11 protein-coding genes are annotated in these 16,051 nt (G+C 64.0%); 5 read left to right on the plus strand and 6 right to left on the minus strand.

Features of this window, described 5'->3' with window-relative positions; translation table 11 throughout:
- Positions 1–33: 33 nt before the first annotated feature.
- Together XH89_RS26315 and XH89_RS26320 are read right to left on the minus strand one after the other, a co-directional pair.
- The gene (locus XH89_RS26315) at positions 34–1,278 is read right to left on the minus strand and encodes an efflux RND transporter periplasmic adaptor subunit (RefSeq protein WP_194463278.1); all 1,245 of its coding nucleotides are present in this window, start codon (positions 1,276–1,278) and stop codon (positions 34–36) included.
- A gap of 151 nt (positions 1,279–1,429) precedes the next feature.
- Positions 1,430–2,824, minus strand: coding sequence for a CoA transferase (locus tag XH89_RS26320; protein WP_194463279.1), 1,395 nt, complete (start codon positions 2,822–2,824; stop codon positions 1,430–1,432).
- Between the two features lie 57 nt (positions 2,825–2,881).
- On the opposite strand from XH89_RS26320, the gene XH89_RS26325 reads away from it, so the two are divergent.
- Both XH89_RS26325 and XH89_RS26330 read left to right on the plus strand, forming a co-directional pair.
- On the plus strand, positions 2,882–3,169 hold the full coding sequence (locus XH89_RS26325; protein ID WP_194468638.1) for a hypothetical protein: 288 nt from the start codon (positions 2,882–2,884) through the stop codon (positions 3,167–3,169).
- 180 nt (positions 3,170–3,349) lie between these two features.
- On the plus strand, positions 3,350–4,120 hold the full coding sequence (locus tag XH89_RS26330; protein ID WP_194463280.1) for an SDR family NAD(P)-dependent oxidoreductase: 771 nt from the start codon (positions 3,350–3,352) through the stop codon (positions 4,118–4,120).
- Positions 4,121–4,301: 181 nt separating this feature from the next.
- On the opposite strand, the gene XH89_RS26335 is transcribed toward XH89_RS26330, so the two are convergent.
- Genes XH89_RS26335 through XH89_RS26345 form a run of 3 tightly spaced genes read right to left on the minus strand, consistent with a single transcriptional unit; the run spans position 4,302 to position 10,049 of the window.
- Positions 4,302–7,775: an error-prone DNA polymerase gene (locus tag XH89_RS26335; protein ID WP_194463281.1), complete on the minus strand. Its 3,474-nt coding sequence runs from the start codon at positions 7,773–7,775 to the stop codon at positions 4,302–4,304.
- On the minus strand, positions 7,772–9,364 hold the full coding sequence (locus XH89_RS26340; RefSeq protein WP_194463282.1) for a DNA polymerase Y family protein: 1,593 nt from the start codon (positions 9,362–9,364) through the stop codon (positions 7,772–7,774). Before XH89_RS26340 ends, XH89_RS26335 begins: the two co-directional genes overlap by 4 nt.
- On the minus strand, positions 9,261–10,049 hold the full coding sequence (locus tag XH89_RS26345; RefSeq protein WP_194463283.1) for an ImuA family protein: 789 nt from the start codon (positions 10,047–10,049) through the stop codon (positions 9,261–9,263). The genes XH89_RS26340 and XH89_RS26345 overlap by 104 nt, the downstream gene beginning before the upstream one ends.
- 162 nt (positions 10,050–10,211) lie before the next feature.
- On the opposite strand from XH89_RS26345, the gene XH89_RS26350 reads away from it, so the two are divergent.
- The 3 genes from XH89_RS26350 (at position 10,212) to XH89_RS26360 (ending at position 14,633) form a co-directional block, all read left to right on the plus strand.
- Positions 10,212–11,447, plus strand: coding sequence for a putative DNA modification/repair radical SAM protein (locus XH89_RS26350; protein ID WP_194463284.1), 1,236 nt, complete (start codon positions 10,212–10,214; stop codon positions 11,445–11,447).
- Positions 11,447–12,886: a UdgX family uracil-DNA binding protein gene (locus XH89_RS26355; protein WP_194463285.1), complete on the plus strand. Its 1,440-nt coding sequence runs from the start codon at positions 11,447–11,449 to the stop codon at positions 12,884–12,886. Before XH89_RS26350 ends, XH89_RS26355 begins: the two co-directional genes overlap by 1 nt.
- A gap of 124 nt (positions 12,887–13,010) precedes the next feature.
- Positions 13,011–14,633: an inorganic phosphate transporter gene (locus tag XH89_RS26360; protein ID WP_194463286.1), complete on the plus strand. Its 1,623-nt coding sequence runs from the start codon at positions 13,011–13,013 to the stop codon at positions 14,631–14,633.
- Between the two features lie 77 nt (positions 14,634–14,710).
- On the opposite strand, the gene XH89_RS26365 is transcribed toward XH89_RS26360, so the two are convergent.
- Positions 14,711–15,883 (minus strand): M20 aminoacylase family protein, encoded by a 1,173-nt coding sequence (locus XH89_RS26365; protein WP_194463287.1) that lies wholly within the window; start codon positions 15,881–15,883, stop codon positions 14,711–14,713.
- Positions 15,884–16,051 lie beyond the last annotated feature (168 nt).

Genomic DNA, 16,051 nt, shown 5'->3' on the forward strand with positions numbered 1-16,051 from the left:
TCAGGTTTTTCGCAGTTTCTTGGGGGTCGTCGATCAGCTGCCGGACGCCGCGCGGTCGATGAACAGGCTGCCTTTGACGACTATCTGTTCGTCGGGCTTCAGGTTGCTGGTCACCTCGACGAGGTTGCCATTGATGAGGCCGATCTTGATCTGACGGAGCTCGACCGACTTGTCTTCATGTGCGACCCAAATGCGGACCTGGTTGCCTTCGTAGATCAGCGACTGCTTGGGCACCGCAGGCGCCGCGCGATCGCCGGCCGAATAGATCGTGACGTTGGCGAACATTTCCGGCTTGAGCAGGCCGTCCTTGTTGTCGATGGTGGCGCGGACCAGCAGACGGCGGGTGCTGGGATCGATCGCGGCAGCGACGTAGTTGATCTTGGCGGTCAGCGGACGGCCCGGCAGCGCCATCACGTTGACGGTGATATCTTGCCCGACGCTGACCTGAGCAGCATCGCTCTCGCGCACGAAGGCGGTGAGCCAGACCGTGGAGAGATCGCCGATCACGAAGACCGGATCGCTGGCACCGGAATTGACGTATTGGCCGGGACCGATCTTGCGCTGCACGACCGTGCCCGCGATCGGCGCGTAGATCGTGATCTCCGGATTGATGGTGCTCTTGGTCTGGAACGCCTTGATGGTCTCGTCGGTGAAGCCGAGGATGCGCAGCTTGTTGTTTGCGGCCTCCAGCGCCGTCACCGCGGAGCGCATGTCGTTCTGCGCCTGGACCTGGATCGCTTCCGCCTGCTGATAGTCCTTGAGCGGGATGGCGCGGCCCTCGTAGAGATCCTTGGCACGCTTGTACTGGATGTCGGCAAGCTCAAGCGCAGACTTTGCCTTGTTCTGCGACGTCATCGCCGTGATGAAATCGTTCTGGGCCTGCACGGTATCGGCGGCTTCGATCGTGAACAGCGGTTGGCCCTGGGTCACGCTCTCGCCGGGCTTGGCGAGCAGCTTGGTCACCCGGCCTGCATAGGGCGAGAACACCGGCGTCGAGCGGTCCTCATCGACCGCGACCTTGCCTTCGGTGACGTATTCGGCGCGGAATGTCTTGGCCTTGACCGGCTCGATCGTCAATGTCGCCCATTCGGACGGCGTCGGCGTGAAATTCTGGGCGTTCTTGCGTGACTGGCTGGAGACTTCGGAGTTCTTCTTCTCCTTGGCGCCCGCGAACAGGACGCCGTAGGCACCGGCCCCGGCAAGCGCCAGTAAAACTACGGATGTAATCACCCGTCGCTTTGTAAGCACCTGCAATTTCTTGGTATTTTCAGCTACCATGGGGCCCGGTCATGTCTGCGACGATCTCGGCAGACAACTGCCTCATCGATCGCGCTAATAGTGCCGAATTGGGATTTCAGACAACCTAAAAAACGCAGGTCGTCCTTCGGTTTGCGTTAAAAATTTGCGACACGTCAGCTTCACGTCAGCTTCAGCGCGGCCATTGCGGCGGATGACTGCCGAGCGGCATCGCCGGGCGGCTCCAACGCGCCGGCGTCTTCGACAGCACGGCCGAATGGCGCACCGCCTTCAACGTGCCGAAGCCAGATGACATCGTTTCCATGAACGCTGCATGTACGGCCTCGCCCGTAAGATCCGGGGCGTTGAGGCCTCCATCGAGCCGGCCGAGATTCCATAGCCAGCGTCCGGTCTGCGCCAGCGACACGCGCACGTGCCAGCTGCCGCCTTCGCTTGCCTGGCGTGCCTTGGCCATCATCGCGCCGAACGCCATCAGATAGCCGGTGGCGTGGTCGAGCATCTGCGCCGGCAATTCCTTGGGACCATCGACGCCGGCGGCCTTTCCTTCCGCGTCGTTGAAGCCGGTCGTGGTCTGCACCAGCGAATCGAAGCCGCGGCGCTCGGCCCACGGGCCGGCATGGCCGTAAGCCGACAGCGTGACGTAGACGATGCCGGGATTGATCTCCGCGGCCACTTCCGGCGAGAAGCCGAGAGAGGCGAGCGCGCGCGGGCGATAGCCCTGCGAAAAGATATCAGCCTCTTTGAGCAATTCGCGCATCTGCGCCCTGCCCGCTTCGCTCTTCAACTCGATGAAGGTCGTGAGCTTGCCGCGGCCGGTGTCGATGGTGAGCCAGGGAATGGCCGGCAGGTCCGGCCCTGAGACGAGCAGCACATCCGCGCCGTGCGCCGCGAGCGTGCGGCCGGCGACGGGACCTGCGATCACGCGGGAGAGATCGAGCACGCGCAAACCTGAGAGTGGACGATCGCCTTCGGGCCAGGGTTTTGGTGCGGCATCGCCGATCTTCTCGATCGAGATCAGCGGCAATTCGGCAAGCGCGCGTGCCTGCGGCAGTGCGGACCATTCATCGTAGGAGCGCATCAGCGCAACGACACCGCCGGCACCATAGGCTTCGGTTTCAAATTTCTCGCCCTTCCATTGCATCAATGCGGCTTGCACCTTGTCGCGATCCGCCTCACTGACAAGCACGTTGCAGACGGCATCGCGATGATGCGGGAAGTTGGTGTGGCAGCGAACGAAACGGTCATCGCCAGTCTTGTAGACGCCGGCGATGGCGTCCCAGGCCGGCGGCGGCGGCTTGCCGTCGAGGCGAAGATAACGCTCGGAACGGCACTCGGAGACGGCATGGCGCATGTCGACGGCGACGTCCTGCGCCTCGCCGCTGCGCAGTCGCCAGAGCTCGGCAGCGGCAAGACCGGCGGCGGCGATCGTCGTCTGCCCGGCGACGGCGACGCGAAACGAGGATGGGATTTGCGGCTCCTCGCCGGTCAGCTGCACGCGTTCGAGCGCGGCGACATCGCCGCCGGCGGAAGTCCAGATATCCTTGAGGATGTCGATGGGGCTTTGCATGGCCGCAGCTCTCCCTTAGTTTTTTGAGACCATGTCATGAGCGTTGAAAGGATTGCAATGGCCGCCATCGATCCCCTCACCGCAGGCGCCGTATTGTTGGCAACGGCCGCCACCGACGCGGTTTATGTGATGTTCACTTCCGCCGTCGTCGCGCGTAAACGCGTTCCGGCCGCGAGCTGGAGCGCGGTCTGGTATCTGCTCTCGTCCTATGCCGTGATCAGCTACACCGAAAACGCCTTCTATGTGGCGTTTGCGGCGATCGGCTCCTGGATCGGCGCCTACGCCTCGCTGACCTTCCTGCACCGCCCGCCCGGCGGCCCGCCGGTGGGGGCTTCGCCGGAGTGAGGCGATTGCTCCTCTCTCCACGTCATTGCGAGCGCAGCGAAGCAATCCAGATTGTCTCCGCGGAAACAGCCTGGATTGCTTCGTCGCAAGAGCTCCTCGCAATGACGATGTTGGAGGCTTCTGCGCAGCTCCTGAAACCGCTACACTCCCAGGCGACCAACAAAAAGGAAACCCCAACCAATGGATCTCGGTCTCAAAGGGAAGAATGCCGTCGTGCTCGGCGGCACGCGCGGCATCGGGCGGGCGATTGCGGCAACGCTGGCCGGTGAAGGTGCCAATGTCGCGGTCTGCGCGCGCAATGCGGACCAGGTTGCGACGACCGTTGCCGAGCTGAAGGCTGGCGGCATCCGCGCCGCCGGCGGCACGGTTGACGTCACCGACGGCGCCGCGCTGAAGGCGTGGATCGAGGGCGCGGCCAGGGAGCTCGGTGGCATCGATCTGCTGTTCGCCAATGCGGGCGCCATGGCGCAGGGCCATGATCCCGCATCATGGGAGCAGAATTTCCGGCTCGACCTGCTCGGCGCCGTGCATGCATTCGACGCGGCGCGGCCCTTCCTCGAGGCCAGCGGCGCGAGCAGCGGCGATGCGGCCTTCGTCATCATCTCGTCGATCTCCGCGGCGCAGGCGGACACGGCCAGCTCCTACGGCCCGATCAAGGCCGCGCTGATCCACATGGCCAAGGGCCTCGCGCGTCAATATGCCAGGAAGAAGATCCGCGTGAATGTCGTCTCGCCCGGCACCGTCTATTTCAAGGGCGGCGTCTGGGAGATGATCGAGAAGAACATGCCCGAGCGTTACAACGACGCGATGAAGCGTAATCCGACGGGGCGGATGGCGACGCCACAGGAGATCGCGAACGCTGCGGTGTTTCTGGCAAGCCCGGTGTCGGGGTTCACGACGGGGTCGAATCTCGTGGTGGATGGGGCGATCTCGAACCGGGTGAATTTTTAAGGCGGGCAAGCTCCTGCCAATTCCGTCATCCTGAGGTGCGAGCCGCGCGGCGCAACGCGCCGTGCGGGGAGCCTCGAAGGATGAACGGCCGAGATGCAGCCGGGCCGTCGCCCTTCGAGGGCCGCTGAAGAAGCGGCCACCTCAGGGTGACGGGGAGAGATTTGCGCGCATAGACCAAGCCTCAATGGAAATCCCGCGACGGCGGCAGGATGCGGACGTTGCGGGGGTGGCGGATTTTTTGCGCCGGCATATCCGTGAGCGCGCGGGGGTCTTCGTTGAGCGGCTCGACCACAGTGGCGCCTGATGGCACCGGGTGCCTGCGGCTCAAGGCATCGTTGGCGAGACCGACCAGATCATGCGAGCGGTCGATCATGCGCTGGGCGATCAGGTGCGTCACCTTCTCCGGGCTGCTCTGGATATAGCCCTGCACCTCGATAAGACGCGCGCCCATCACTTCTTTCCGGTACTGCTCCATGATCTTGGGCCACACGACGACATTGGCGATGCCGGTTTCGTCCTCCAGCGTCATGAACACGACGCCGCTAGCGCTGCCCGGCCGCTGCCGCACCAGCACCACGCCGGCGCAGCGGACGCGGCGCCGTTCGTTCTCATGGCTGATCTCCTTGCAGGCGACGATACGCTCGCGCGAAAACATCTCGCGCAAGAATTCCATCGGATGGCCTTTGAGTGACAGCCGGATGGTCTGGTAGTCGGCGACGACCTGTTCGGGACGCGGCATCTCGGGGAGCGGCTTGGCATGCTCGTCCGGCTGCTCGCGCGCGATGGCTGCTTCGAACAGCGGCAGTGGCACGTCGTCGGGCAACCGCCGCACCTGCCACAACGCCTCGCGGCGGTCGAGCCCGAGCGAGCGGAACGCATCGGCATCCGCCAGCAGGATCAGCGCGCGCTTGGGCAGGCCGGTGTCGCGGGCGAAGTCTTCGAGCGAAGTGAAGGGCCGGCGGTTGCGGGCGGCGATGATGCGATCGGCCCAGTCGGTTGCTCCGTCATTCCGGGGCGACGCGCCAGCGTCGAGCTCTGATGCGCAATTGCGCATCTGAGAATCCAGACCCATACTCCCTATAGTGGCTATGGATTCCGGGCTCGCGCTACGCGCGCCCCGGAATGACGATTGGATGGTTTTCAGTCTCTCTTCATCCTCATCGAGCCAGTGAAAGCCGTCGATCTGGCGAAAGCCGAGGCGCACGGCGCAATATCTGTCGTCCGTATTCTCCAGCGTGTTCTGCGCAAAGCTGTAGGACACGTCGATTTCGCGCACCTTGACGCCATTCTTGCGGGCATCGCCGACAATCTGCGCTGGTGCGTAAAAGCCCATCGGCTGCGAATTCAAGAGGCCGCAGCAGAAGGCGTCGGGGTGATGATATTTCAGCCACGACGAGATATAGACGAGTTGCGCAAAGCTCGCGGCATGGCTCTCAGGAAAACCGTAGGAGCCGAAGCCCTTGATCTGGTCAAAGCAGCTTCTGGCGAAGTTTGCGTCATAGCCGCGCGCGACCATGTTGCCGATCAACTTCTCCTCGTACTGGCCGATGGTGCCGACATTGCGGAAGGTCGCCATCGAGCGGCGCAGGCCGTTGGCTTCCTCGGAGGTGAACTTCGCCGCCTCGATCGCGATGCGCATCGCCTGCTCCTGGAACAGGGGCACGCCCATCGTTTTGTGTAGCACCTTGTAGAGCTCGTCCTTGTCGCCATGGTCCGGCGACGGAGACGGATAGCTTACCTTCTCCAGACCATTCCGCCGCCTCAAGTAAGGATGCACCATGTCGCCCTGGATCGGACCCGGGCGCACGATCGCAACCTCGATGACGAGGTCGTAGAAGGTCCGCGGCTTCAGGCGCGGCAGCATGTTCATCTGCGCGCGGCTCTCGACCTGGAACACGCCAAGCGACTCGCCGGCGCACAGCATGTCGTAAACCTTGGGATCGTCCTGCGGTACGGTTGCCAGCACAAGGCGCTCGCCCTTGTGGTCCGCGATCAGATCAAAGCACTTGCGGATGCAGGTCAGCATGCCCAGCGCGAGCACGTCGACCTTCATCATGCTGAGCGCATCGACGTCGTCCTTGTCCCATTCGATGAAGGTGCGGTCGTCCATCGCGGCATTGCCGATCGGCACATAGGTGTCGAGCCGGTCCTGCGTCAGCACATAGCCGCCGACATGCTGGGAGAGATGACGCGGAAATTCGATCAGCTCGGTCGCCAGCTCGACCGCAAGGTTGATCATGGGATTCTTGGGATCGAGCCCGGCCTGCCGGACCTGCATGTCGTTGAGGCCCTTGCCCCAGCTGCCCCAGACGGTGTCAGCGAGCGCGGCGGTGACATCCTCGGTCAGGCCCAGCGCCTTGCCGACGTCGCGGATGGCGCTGCGCGGGCGATAATGGATCACGGTCGCGATGATCGCGGCGCGGTGGCGGCCGTAGCGGCGGTAGACATATTGCATCACTTCCTCGCGCCGCGAATGCTCGAAATCGACGTCGATGTCAGGCGGCTCCAGCCGCTCCTTGGAGATGAAGCGCTCAAACAACAGATCGACCTTGGTCGGATCGACCGAGGTGATGCCGAGCACGTAGCAGACGGCCGAATTCGCCGCCGATCCCCGCCCCTGGCACAGAATGTTCTGGCTGCGCGCGTAGTGGACAATGTCATGCACGGTGAGGAAGTAATGCGCGTATTTCAGCTCTGATATCAGCGCGAGCTCCTTCTTGAGCGTCGCGCGCAGTTTGTCGTCGATCTTGCCGCCGAAATATGTGTCGACGCCTGCCCAGGTCAGATCCTCCAGATGCCCTTGCGCGGTCTTGCCCGGCGGCACGGGCTCGTCCGGATACTGGTATTTGAGCTGGTCGAGCGAGAAGTCGATCCTGTCGGCAAAGCGCATGGTCTCAGCGATCGCATCGGGAAAGTCGCGAAACAGCCGCGACATTTCCCGCGGCGTCTTCAAGAACCGCTCGGCATTGGCCTCGAGCTTCCGCCCGATCGCCTCAATCGTGGTCTTTTCCCTGATGCAGGTGAGCACGTCCTGGAGGGGACGCCGGCCGGGATCGTGATAGAGCACCTCGTTGGTCGCGAGCAGCGACACTTTGGCTGTGGCGGCGAGATCGTCGAGCCGTGCCAGGCGGCGCCGATCGTCGCCGCGATAGATCAGGCTCGCCGCCAGCCACACGCCCTCGGCGCGGCTCGCCTTGAGTTTTGCGAGCGTATCCAGCACCTGCGCATCATCGAACCGACGCGGTAGCGTCAGGACAAGGAGCTGGCCTTCCGAAAACTCCAGAAGATCAGCGAATCTGAGATGGCATTCTCCTTTCTCGATCCGTGTGATGTCGTCGCCGCGCTTGCCCCGGGTCAAAAGCTGGCACAGCCGGCCATAGGCGGCCCGGTCGCGCGGATAGACGAAAATGTCGGGCGTACCGTCGATGAAGACGATACGCGCGCCGATCAGCAGTTTGGGCTTATGCAGCACCTTGTCATTATCGAGCTCGTTCCAGGCCCGTACCACGCCGGCCAGCGTGTTGTGATCGGCGATGCCGATCACGGGAATGCCGAGCTTGCTGGCCTGATGCACATAGGCGCGTGGATCCGAGCCACCGCGCAGGAAGGAGAAATTGGTGGTGATGCCGATCTCGGCATAAGCGGGCGTCGTCATGCGAAGAGACCGTGCACATACCAGTTGGGGGATGCGGGCTTGCCGTCGGCGTCGAACACCTCACCCTCGTAAAGACCATCGCGAAAAATCCAGAAACGCAGACCTTCGGCGTCCTCGATGCGGAAATAATCCCGCGTCAGCTGCTTGCCGTCCTGACGCCACCATTCCATCGCGATGCGCTCGGGTCCTTCCACCCGCACCACCGCATGTTTTGCGCGCCGCCAGGTGAATTGATGCGGCGGACCGTCAGGCACGGTCGCAAACGGCACCGTGACCGGCTCCGGCTTGTCGAACAGCCTGAGGGGCCGCAGCGGCGGCTCGCCCTCGGCACGATCTGGCCACTCGGCCTGCATGGCAGCAGTAAGATGATGCTGGGCAGGCGCAGCCAGCACCGCTTGTTCGGGGACATGTGTATCCTGCGGGAGATGCACGACGACGCGCTTTCCGCCGATGCGCGCGGCGATGCGGTCGATCAGCGCGGCAAGCTCGTCATTGTCGTGGACATGGGCATCGAGATCGCGCTGCTCCTGCACCACGATCTCGGTACGGCTTGCCGACAGCCGCACCATGTCGAAACCGAAACCGGGATCGAGGGGATCGGCGAGCGCATCAAGCCGCTCGCGAAACAGCCGGTCGATGACGGCGCTCCGCGTCACCGGACGCCCGGTCTCGACCGTGATCGCACGCACCACGCCGTCGGTGCGGAAGAACGCGGCTTCAAGACGACGCGCGCCCTTGCCCTGCTTCTCCATGGACGCGATCAACGTGTCGGCGAGCCGCGACAGCGTCATCGCGATCATGGTGTCGGTCGCGATCGGCTCGGCAAAGCGCTTTTCCACGATGTAATCGGGCAGCGGCTTGCGCGGGCTGATCGGCGCATCGCCCTGCCCCAGCGCATGCGCAAGCAGCGTGGAGAACCGCGCGCCGAACCGCGCCGTGATTTCGCCCGGCGAACGCGATGCGACATCGCCAATGGTCTTCAGACCGGCACGGCGCAGACCGGTGGTGATCGTCTCGTCCGCACCGAGCGCGGACACCGGAAACCGGTCGATCGCCGCCGCCTCCCCGCCATCGGCGACGATGCTGCCCGTGGCCTGCCGCGTCAGCGTGCGCGCGCAGACCGAGGTGCTGGCAATCGCCGCGCTGACGGCAAAGCCTTGCCGGCCGAGCGCGCGAACCAGCGTCTGCAACAGCGCGGCCTCGCCGCCGAACAGATGCGCGCAGCCGGTGATATCGAGGAACAATCCATGCGGCGGATCGAGCGCCACCAGCGGCGTGAAGCGGTCGCACCAGTCGGCGATGTCGCTGAGCGTTTTTGCATCGGCTACGACATCGGCGTCGAACACTTTTAAATCCGGACACATCGCTCGCGCGTTCGCAAGCGGCTGGCCGATGTACAGGCCGAGACGTTCGGCCGCCTCATCCAGCGCGTGGATCACCAGCGCATTGTTGTTCTTGATAACGACAATGCTTGGTTCATTGGTGTTACCCAGCCCGGCGCTGCTGAAGAACCGCTGGATCCGGTCGATGGGCAGGCGCGGCAGCCACAGGCTGAGGATACGCCGACGGTTCACTGAACTGGCACTCATCACACTTCCATTCCATGATCCACCGGCCGCACGGGCCATGACGATTGCGCAACAGCTCGACATCGAAGCGCGGCGCGCCCCAGGCGTCCCATGCCGAGCCCGGCGGTGAATGCGCCGCGCGCAGCATCCATCGCGTCTCCGCGGTCGACGGCAGCGGCTGTGCCGCCATCCGCAGCAACAGACCGGTGACGCCGGACGACTGCGCCGCCAGCGTCAGCTTGCGGCTTGCCACCAGATCGAACTGCTTGGTCTCGCCCCAGAGCTCGAGCACGACGGCGCCAAGCGCATCGCAGGCGAGCGCATCGGCCGAAGTGCGCAGCGCGCTCTCGACGTCGGCGGCACGCACCATCACCACGCGCCGCGGATCGAGGCCGAGCTCAGCGAGCCCGCTCATCGACAGCGCGCCGGTCTCCACTTCCGAGAAATCCTGTCGCACCCACAGCATCGGCCGCTGCGTCGTGACGCGGCCTGCAAGCCCGGTGACAAAACCCGTCGCGGCCGTGCCCTGGCGCCCTTCGCAAAACACCTCGTGGATCGCCGCGCGCGCAAGCCCACCCTTCAACGCGCGGTCGGCCTCGCTATGGCCGAGCGCGATGCGGTCGTGCTGATGCACGACCTGCGCCGTCTCGATCCGCTCGATCTGGCTGCGCAAGGTCGCAAGCGCGCTCATGCGTGCGCCGCTCATGCTCGCCGCTCCTTCAGAGGTGATTGCCGGAGGCTCTCAAAAAGAGAACCAGCGGCTGGCTCATTTGTTCATGATATGTTCTAATATAAAGCTAACGGGGCGCGAAGAGTCAACCGAATTGCGCTCAATCGGATTCATGAGCTGAATCAAAGGGATTCCAGGATGGACGTACAACGCAAGCTGGAGATCCTGGCGGATGCCGCCAAGTACGACGCCTCCTGCGCCTCCAGCGGCACCGAGAAGCGGGATTCCAGCGACGGCAAAGGCATGGGCTCGACCGCGCCGGGGATGGGCATCTGTCATTCCTACGCGCCGGACGGACGCTGCATCTCACTGCTCAAGGTGCTGCTGACCAACGCCTGCAATTACGATTGCCTCTATTGCGTCAACCGCGCTTCTTCCAACGTGCCGCGCGCCCGCTTCACCATCGACGAGGTGGTCAAGCTGACGCTCGACTTCTACCGGCGCAATTACATCGAAGGACTGTTTCTCTCCTCCGGAATCATCCGCAGCCCGGACTATACGATGGAGCAAGTGGTGAGCGTCGCGCGAAAGCTGCGCGAGGAGCATCACTTCCGCGGCTACATCCATCTCAAGACCATTCCGGAGGCCGACGACGCGCTGATTGCGGAAGCCGGCAGATATGCCGACCGTCTCTCCATCAATATCGAGATGCCTGACGAGACCAGTCTGCAGCAATTCGCGCCGGAGAAGGACGTGCGCGCGATCCGCCGCACCATGGGCCGGCTGCGGCTGAAGCTCGACGAGGCCGAGGAAGACCGAAGCACAAAGACGAAGGCCAAGCCGCAACGTTTTGCGCCCGCGGGCCAAAGCACGCAAATGATCGTTGGTGCCGACAGCGCAAACGATCACACCATTCTCCATACCAGTGCCAATCTCTACGGCTCCTACCGATTGCGGCGCGTCTACTATTCCGCCTTCAGCCCGATCCCGGATGCCAGCCGCGCGCTGCCTCTGGTCCAGCCGCCCTTGCTGCGCGAGCACCGGCTCTACCAAGCCGACTGGCTGATGCGCTTCTACGGTTTCGACGTCGGCGAGATCGTCGACGACAGTGCGATGCTGCCGCTCGACATCGATCCAAAGCTCGCCTGGGCGCTGCGTCATCGCGACCGTTTCCCGCTCGACGTCAACCGCGCCAGCCGCGAGGAGCTATTGCGCGTGCCGGGCTTCGGCACCAAGGCGGTCGAGCGCATCATCGCGACGCGCCGCACCACCACGATCCGCCTGTCCGATCTCGCGCGGCTGCACGTGCCGAAGCACAAGGCGCTGCCGTTCATCGTCCTCAGCGATCACCGCCCTACGCCGCACCACCTCGATGAAGCGCGATTGATCGAACGGTTCAAACCGAAAGCAATGCAACTGGGGTTCGGATTCTGATGCAGTACATCACTCTCGACACCGAAACCGATTTCGACGGCTGGCGCAAAGCCGCACGCAGCCTCGTGCTTCATCATGTGCAGCCCACCGACGTCACCTGGGCCGTGCGGGGCGGCGCTGCCGACTTGTTCGCGCCGCCCGCACCCTCTCCGATCCTCGAAGTGAACGACGGCACGTTCAATGTGTCGGCAAAATTCGTCGATCTCGCAAAATCAGCAATCCTGCATCGCGATGGCGAGCGGTTTGCGATTCTCTATCGTCTGCTCTGGCGGCTGAAGGACAATCACGATCTCATCGAGGTCGCGACGGACCCTGACGTCGCGCAGGTCATTGCGATGGCGCGCGCGGTCCACCGCGACGAGCACAAGATGCACGCCTTCGTGCGCTTTCGCGAGATCGGCAGGGAGCGCGCGGCGCATTACGTCGCCTGGTTCGAGCCGGAGCATCACATCGTCGAGCTCGCCGCTCCATTCTTCGCCAGGCGCTTTGCCGACATGCCCTGGTCGATCCTGACACCCGACCTCTGCGCGCATTGGGATGGCCACGCGCTGTCCTTCACTCCGGGCGTCGCCAAGAGCGAGGCACCGGGCGAAGACCGGCTGGAGGAAACCTGGCGATGCTACTACGCCAGCATTTTCAATCCGGCACGACTGAAGGTGAAGGCGATGCAGACGGAGATGCCGAAAAAATACTGGAGGAACCTGCCCGAGGCTTCGATCATTAAGCCCTTGATCGAGGACGCCGAGCGCATGACCGGCGCCATGATCGCCAATGCTGCAACCGACCCGCACAAGCCTCAGAAGCGGCCGGAGGCTCCGATGAAACGCAAGACCACAGCCAATGATCTCGAAGCGCTCCGCGAGGAAGCCGCGCATTGCCGCGCCTGCCATCTCTACAAGGACGCAACGCAGACGGTGTTCGGCGAGGGCCCGAAGGATGCCACCATCATGCTGGTCGGCGAACAGCCCGGCGACAAGGAAGATCTCGCCGGCCATCCCTTCGTCGGCCCGGCCGGGCAGATGCTCGACCGCGCGCTTCAAGAAGCCGGCGTCGACCGCACGAAGGTCTATGTCACCAACGCGGTGAAGCATTTCAAATTCGTGCCGCGCGGCAAGATCCGCCTGCACCAGAAGCCGACGACGCCGGAGATCAAGGCGTGCCGGCAATGGTACGAGCGGGAAGTTTCGGCAATCCAGCCCGAGCTGATCGTCGCGATGGGCGCGACTGCCGCCCAAAGCGTGTTCGGCAAGATCACGCCGATAGGCAAGACCCGCGGCCGGCTCATAGACCTTCCCGACGGACGCAAGGCTCTAGTGACGGTGCATCCGTCTTACCTGCTGCGACTGCCTGATCCTGAAGCCAAAGTGGTGGAATATCAGCGTTTTGTCGAAGACCTGAAGATCGCCGCCGCGTTGCAGAAGACCTCGCGCGCGGCCTGACGCGGCGCTGGATACTTGCAGCAAGCCGCGGAGAACTCGCGCCATTTCAAGTGCCTGCCTGTCATTTCAACCGCCTGTCACACGCCGCGCGCAAAATCGCGGCCTTGGGACAGGAGAATTTCCAATGAGTGACGTTGTTTTGCCGGGCTCCATCGAGCCCGCTTTGAGCAAGGGGCCCGACCTCAATCGCGGATTCCATCCGCTTACCGGTGTGATCTATATGGGCGTGATCGCCGCCGCATTGCTGTTCGTCGCCTACAGCATCTGGGTCGACGTCGATGCGACCGGCACGCAGGTCAAGACCTTTGCTCCCTTCCTCCTGCTCTTCGTCGCGCTTCTGATCGCGCTCGGCTTCGAGTTCGTGAACGGCTTCCACGACACCGCCAACGCGGTGGCGACCGTGATCTACACCCGCTCGCTGCCCGCTCATGTCGCCGTGGTGTGGTCCGGCATGTTCAATTTGTTCGGCGTGCTGCTGTCCTCCGGCGCCGTCGCATTCGGCATCGTCTCGCTGCTGCCGGTCGAGCTGATCCTCCAGGTCGGCTCCAGCGCTGGCTTCGCGATGGTGTTCGCGCTTTTGATCGCCGCCATCATCTGGAACGTCGGCACCTGGTATTTCGGCCTGCCGGCTTCGAGCTCGCACACGCTGATCGGCTCGATCATGGGCGTTGGCATCATGAATGCCGTCCTGCATGGCCGCGACGGCACCTCCGGCGTCGACTGGTCCCAGGCCACCAATATCGGCAAGGCGCTGCTACTGTCGCCGCTGTTCGGTTTCGCGCTCGCCGCCGGCCTGCTTCTGGTCCTGCGCACCGTGCTGCTGCGCGCCACGCCCGCTCTGTTCGGCGAGCCGAAGGGCGATCAGCCGCCGCCGTGGTGGATCCGCGGCATCCTGATCCTCACCTGCACGCTGGTGAGCTTCTTCCACGGCTCCAATGACGGTCAGAAGGGCATGGGCCTGATCATGCTGATCCTGATCGGCACCGTGCCGACCGCCTACGCGCTCAACCGCGCGCTGCCGGAGAGCCAGATCGCGGCGTTCACCCAGAACTCCGAGGCCGCCAGCAAGATCATCGAAGGCAAGGCCGCCGGCTACAGCGTGATCGGCAATCCGCGCCCCGCCGTGACCAACTATGTCGCGCGGCACGAGGTCAACGGCGGCACGTTCCCGTCGCTCGCCGTGCTCGTGCGCGACATCGCCAAGCAGGTGACCACCTACGGCTCGCTCTCCAAGGTGCCGGCCGAGCTCGTCGGCAACACCCGCAACGACATGTACCTCGTCTCGGAAGCGCTGCGCTTCCTGATGAAGGACAAGGAAGCCGAGCTCAGCGCCGCCGACGTCACCGTGCTCAACGCCTACAAGGGCTCGCTCGACAGCGCCACGAAGTTCATCCCCGGCTGGGTGAAGATCGCGGTCGCCATCGCGCTCGGGCTCGGCACCATGGTCGGCTGGAAGCGTATCGTCGTCACGGTCGGCGAGAAGATCGGCAAGACGCACCTGACCTACGCGCAAGGCGCGTGTGCCGAGATCACCGCGGCCGCCACCATCGCCGCCGCCGATGTTTACGGCCTGCCTGTCTCGACCACCCACGTGCTGTCGTCAGGCATCGCCGGCACCATGGCCGCCAACGGCTCGGGCCTGCAATGGGCGACGATCCGCAACATCGCCATGGCCTGGGTGCTGACCCTGCCGGCCGCGATGCTGATCTCGGGCGCGCTCTACTATCTGTTCTCGCACCTGTTCTGAGCCGCGAGACGGCGCACCAACAAAAAGGGCCCGTGCGGTGCACGGGCCCTTTGCATTTGTAGATCCGCTTCAACGCGTCATGACGCCGCGAGCTGTTCCTCGACCAGCTTGACCCAATAGGATGTGCCGAACACGATCGCCTCGTCGTTGAAATTGTAGGCGGGGTGATGCAGGCCGGCGCTGTCGCCGTTGCCGCAGAAGATGAACGCGCCGGGACGCGCTTCCAGCATGTAGGCAAAATCCTCGCCACCCATCAGCGGCGACATCTCGAGCACATTGGCCTCGCCCGCCACCTGCTTGGCAATGCGCGTTGCGATTTCGGTCTCCGCGGCGTGGTTGTTCACGACGGGATAACCGCGCTTGTAGTGCAGATCGATCTTGGCGCCGGTGATCTGGGCGACGCCCGCCACCACTTCGCGCACGCGCTTCTCGACCAGCTTGCGCACATCAGGCGTCAGCGTGCGGATCGTGCCCCTCAACGTCGCGGTTTGCGGAATGACGTTACGGGCGTTGCCGGCGTGGAATTCGCAGATCGAGATCACGGCCGATTCCAGCGGGTCGACGCTGCGCGCGACGATCGACTGCAGGGCGGTGATCAGCTGCGCGCCCACGAGAACGGAATCGACGCATTTGTGCGGACGCGCGGCATGGCCGCCGAGACCCTCGATGATGAAATCAACCTCGTCGGTCGACGCCATGATCGGGCCGGGCCGGATCGCGAACGAGCCGATCGGAATGCCGGGGCCATTGTGCATGCCGTAGACCTGGTCGATGCCGAAGCGCTCCATCATGCCGTCCTTGACCATCGCCGCGCCGCCGGCGCCGCCTTCCTCGGCCGGCTGGAAGATCACGACGGCCTCGCCGGCGAAGTTGCGGGTTTCGGCGAGATAGCGGGCAGCACCGAGCAGCATCGCGGTGTGGCCGTCATGGCCGCAGGCGTGCATCTTGCCCGGAGTCTTCGAGGCATAAGGCAGGTTGGTCTGCTCCTCGACGGGTAGCGCGTCCATGTCGGCGCGCAGACCGATCGCCTTCAGCCCCTCGCCGGCCGGCTTGTTGCCCTTGATCACGCCGACCACGCCGGTCTGGCCGATGCCGGTCACGACCTCGTCGCAGCCGAATTCGCGCAGACGGTCCGCCACGAATGCTGCAGTGCGGTGAACGTCATATAGCAGCTCCGGATGCTGGTGGATGTCCCGCCGCCAGGCCTGGATATCGGGTTGAAGGTCGGCGACACGGTTCACGATCGGCATGGAGGGTCTCAAGCTTTGTTGAAAATACAGGAGTGTCTACCATGCAAGCGCCAGTCCACCCAACGGCCTCTGGCCGGGGTCTAGCCTGCCCGTCCGGCATGGCCGGGCTTGTCCGGGTCGTCTCCGTCTGCCTATTAGGATGGCAGGTTCTAGAGACCATTCGGAGTG

This window comes from Bradyrhizobium sp. CCBAU 53340, assembly GCF_015291645.1.
In the GTDB taxonomy this organism is placed as follows: Bacteria; Pseudomonadota; Alphaproteobacteria; order Rhizobiales; family Xanthobacteraceae; genus Bradyrhizobium.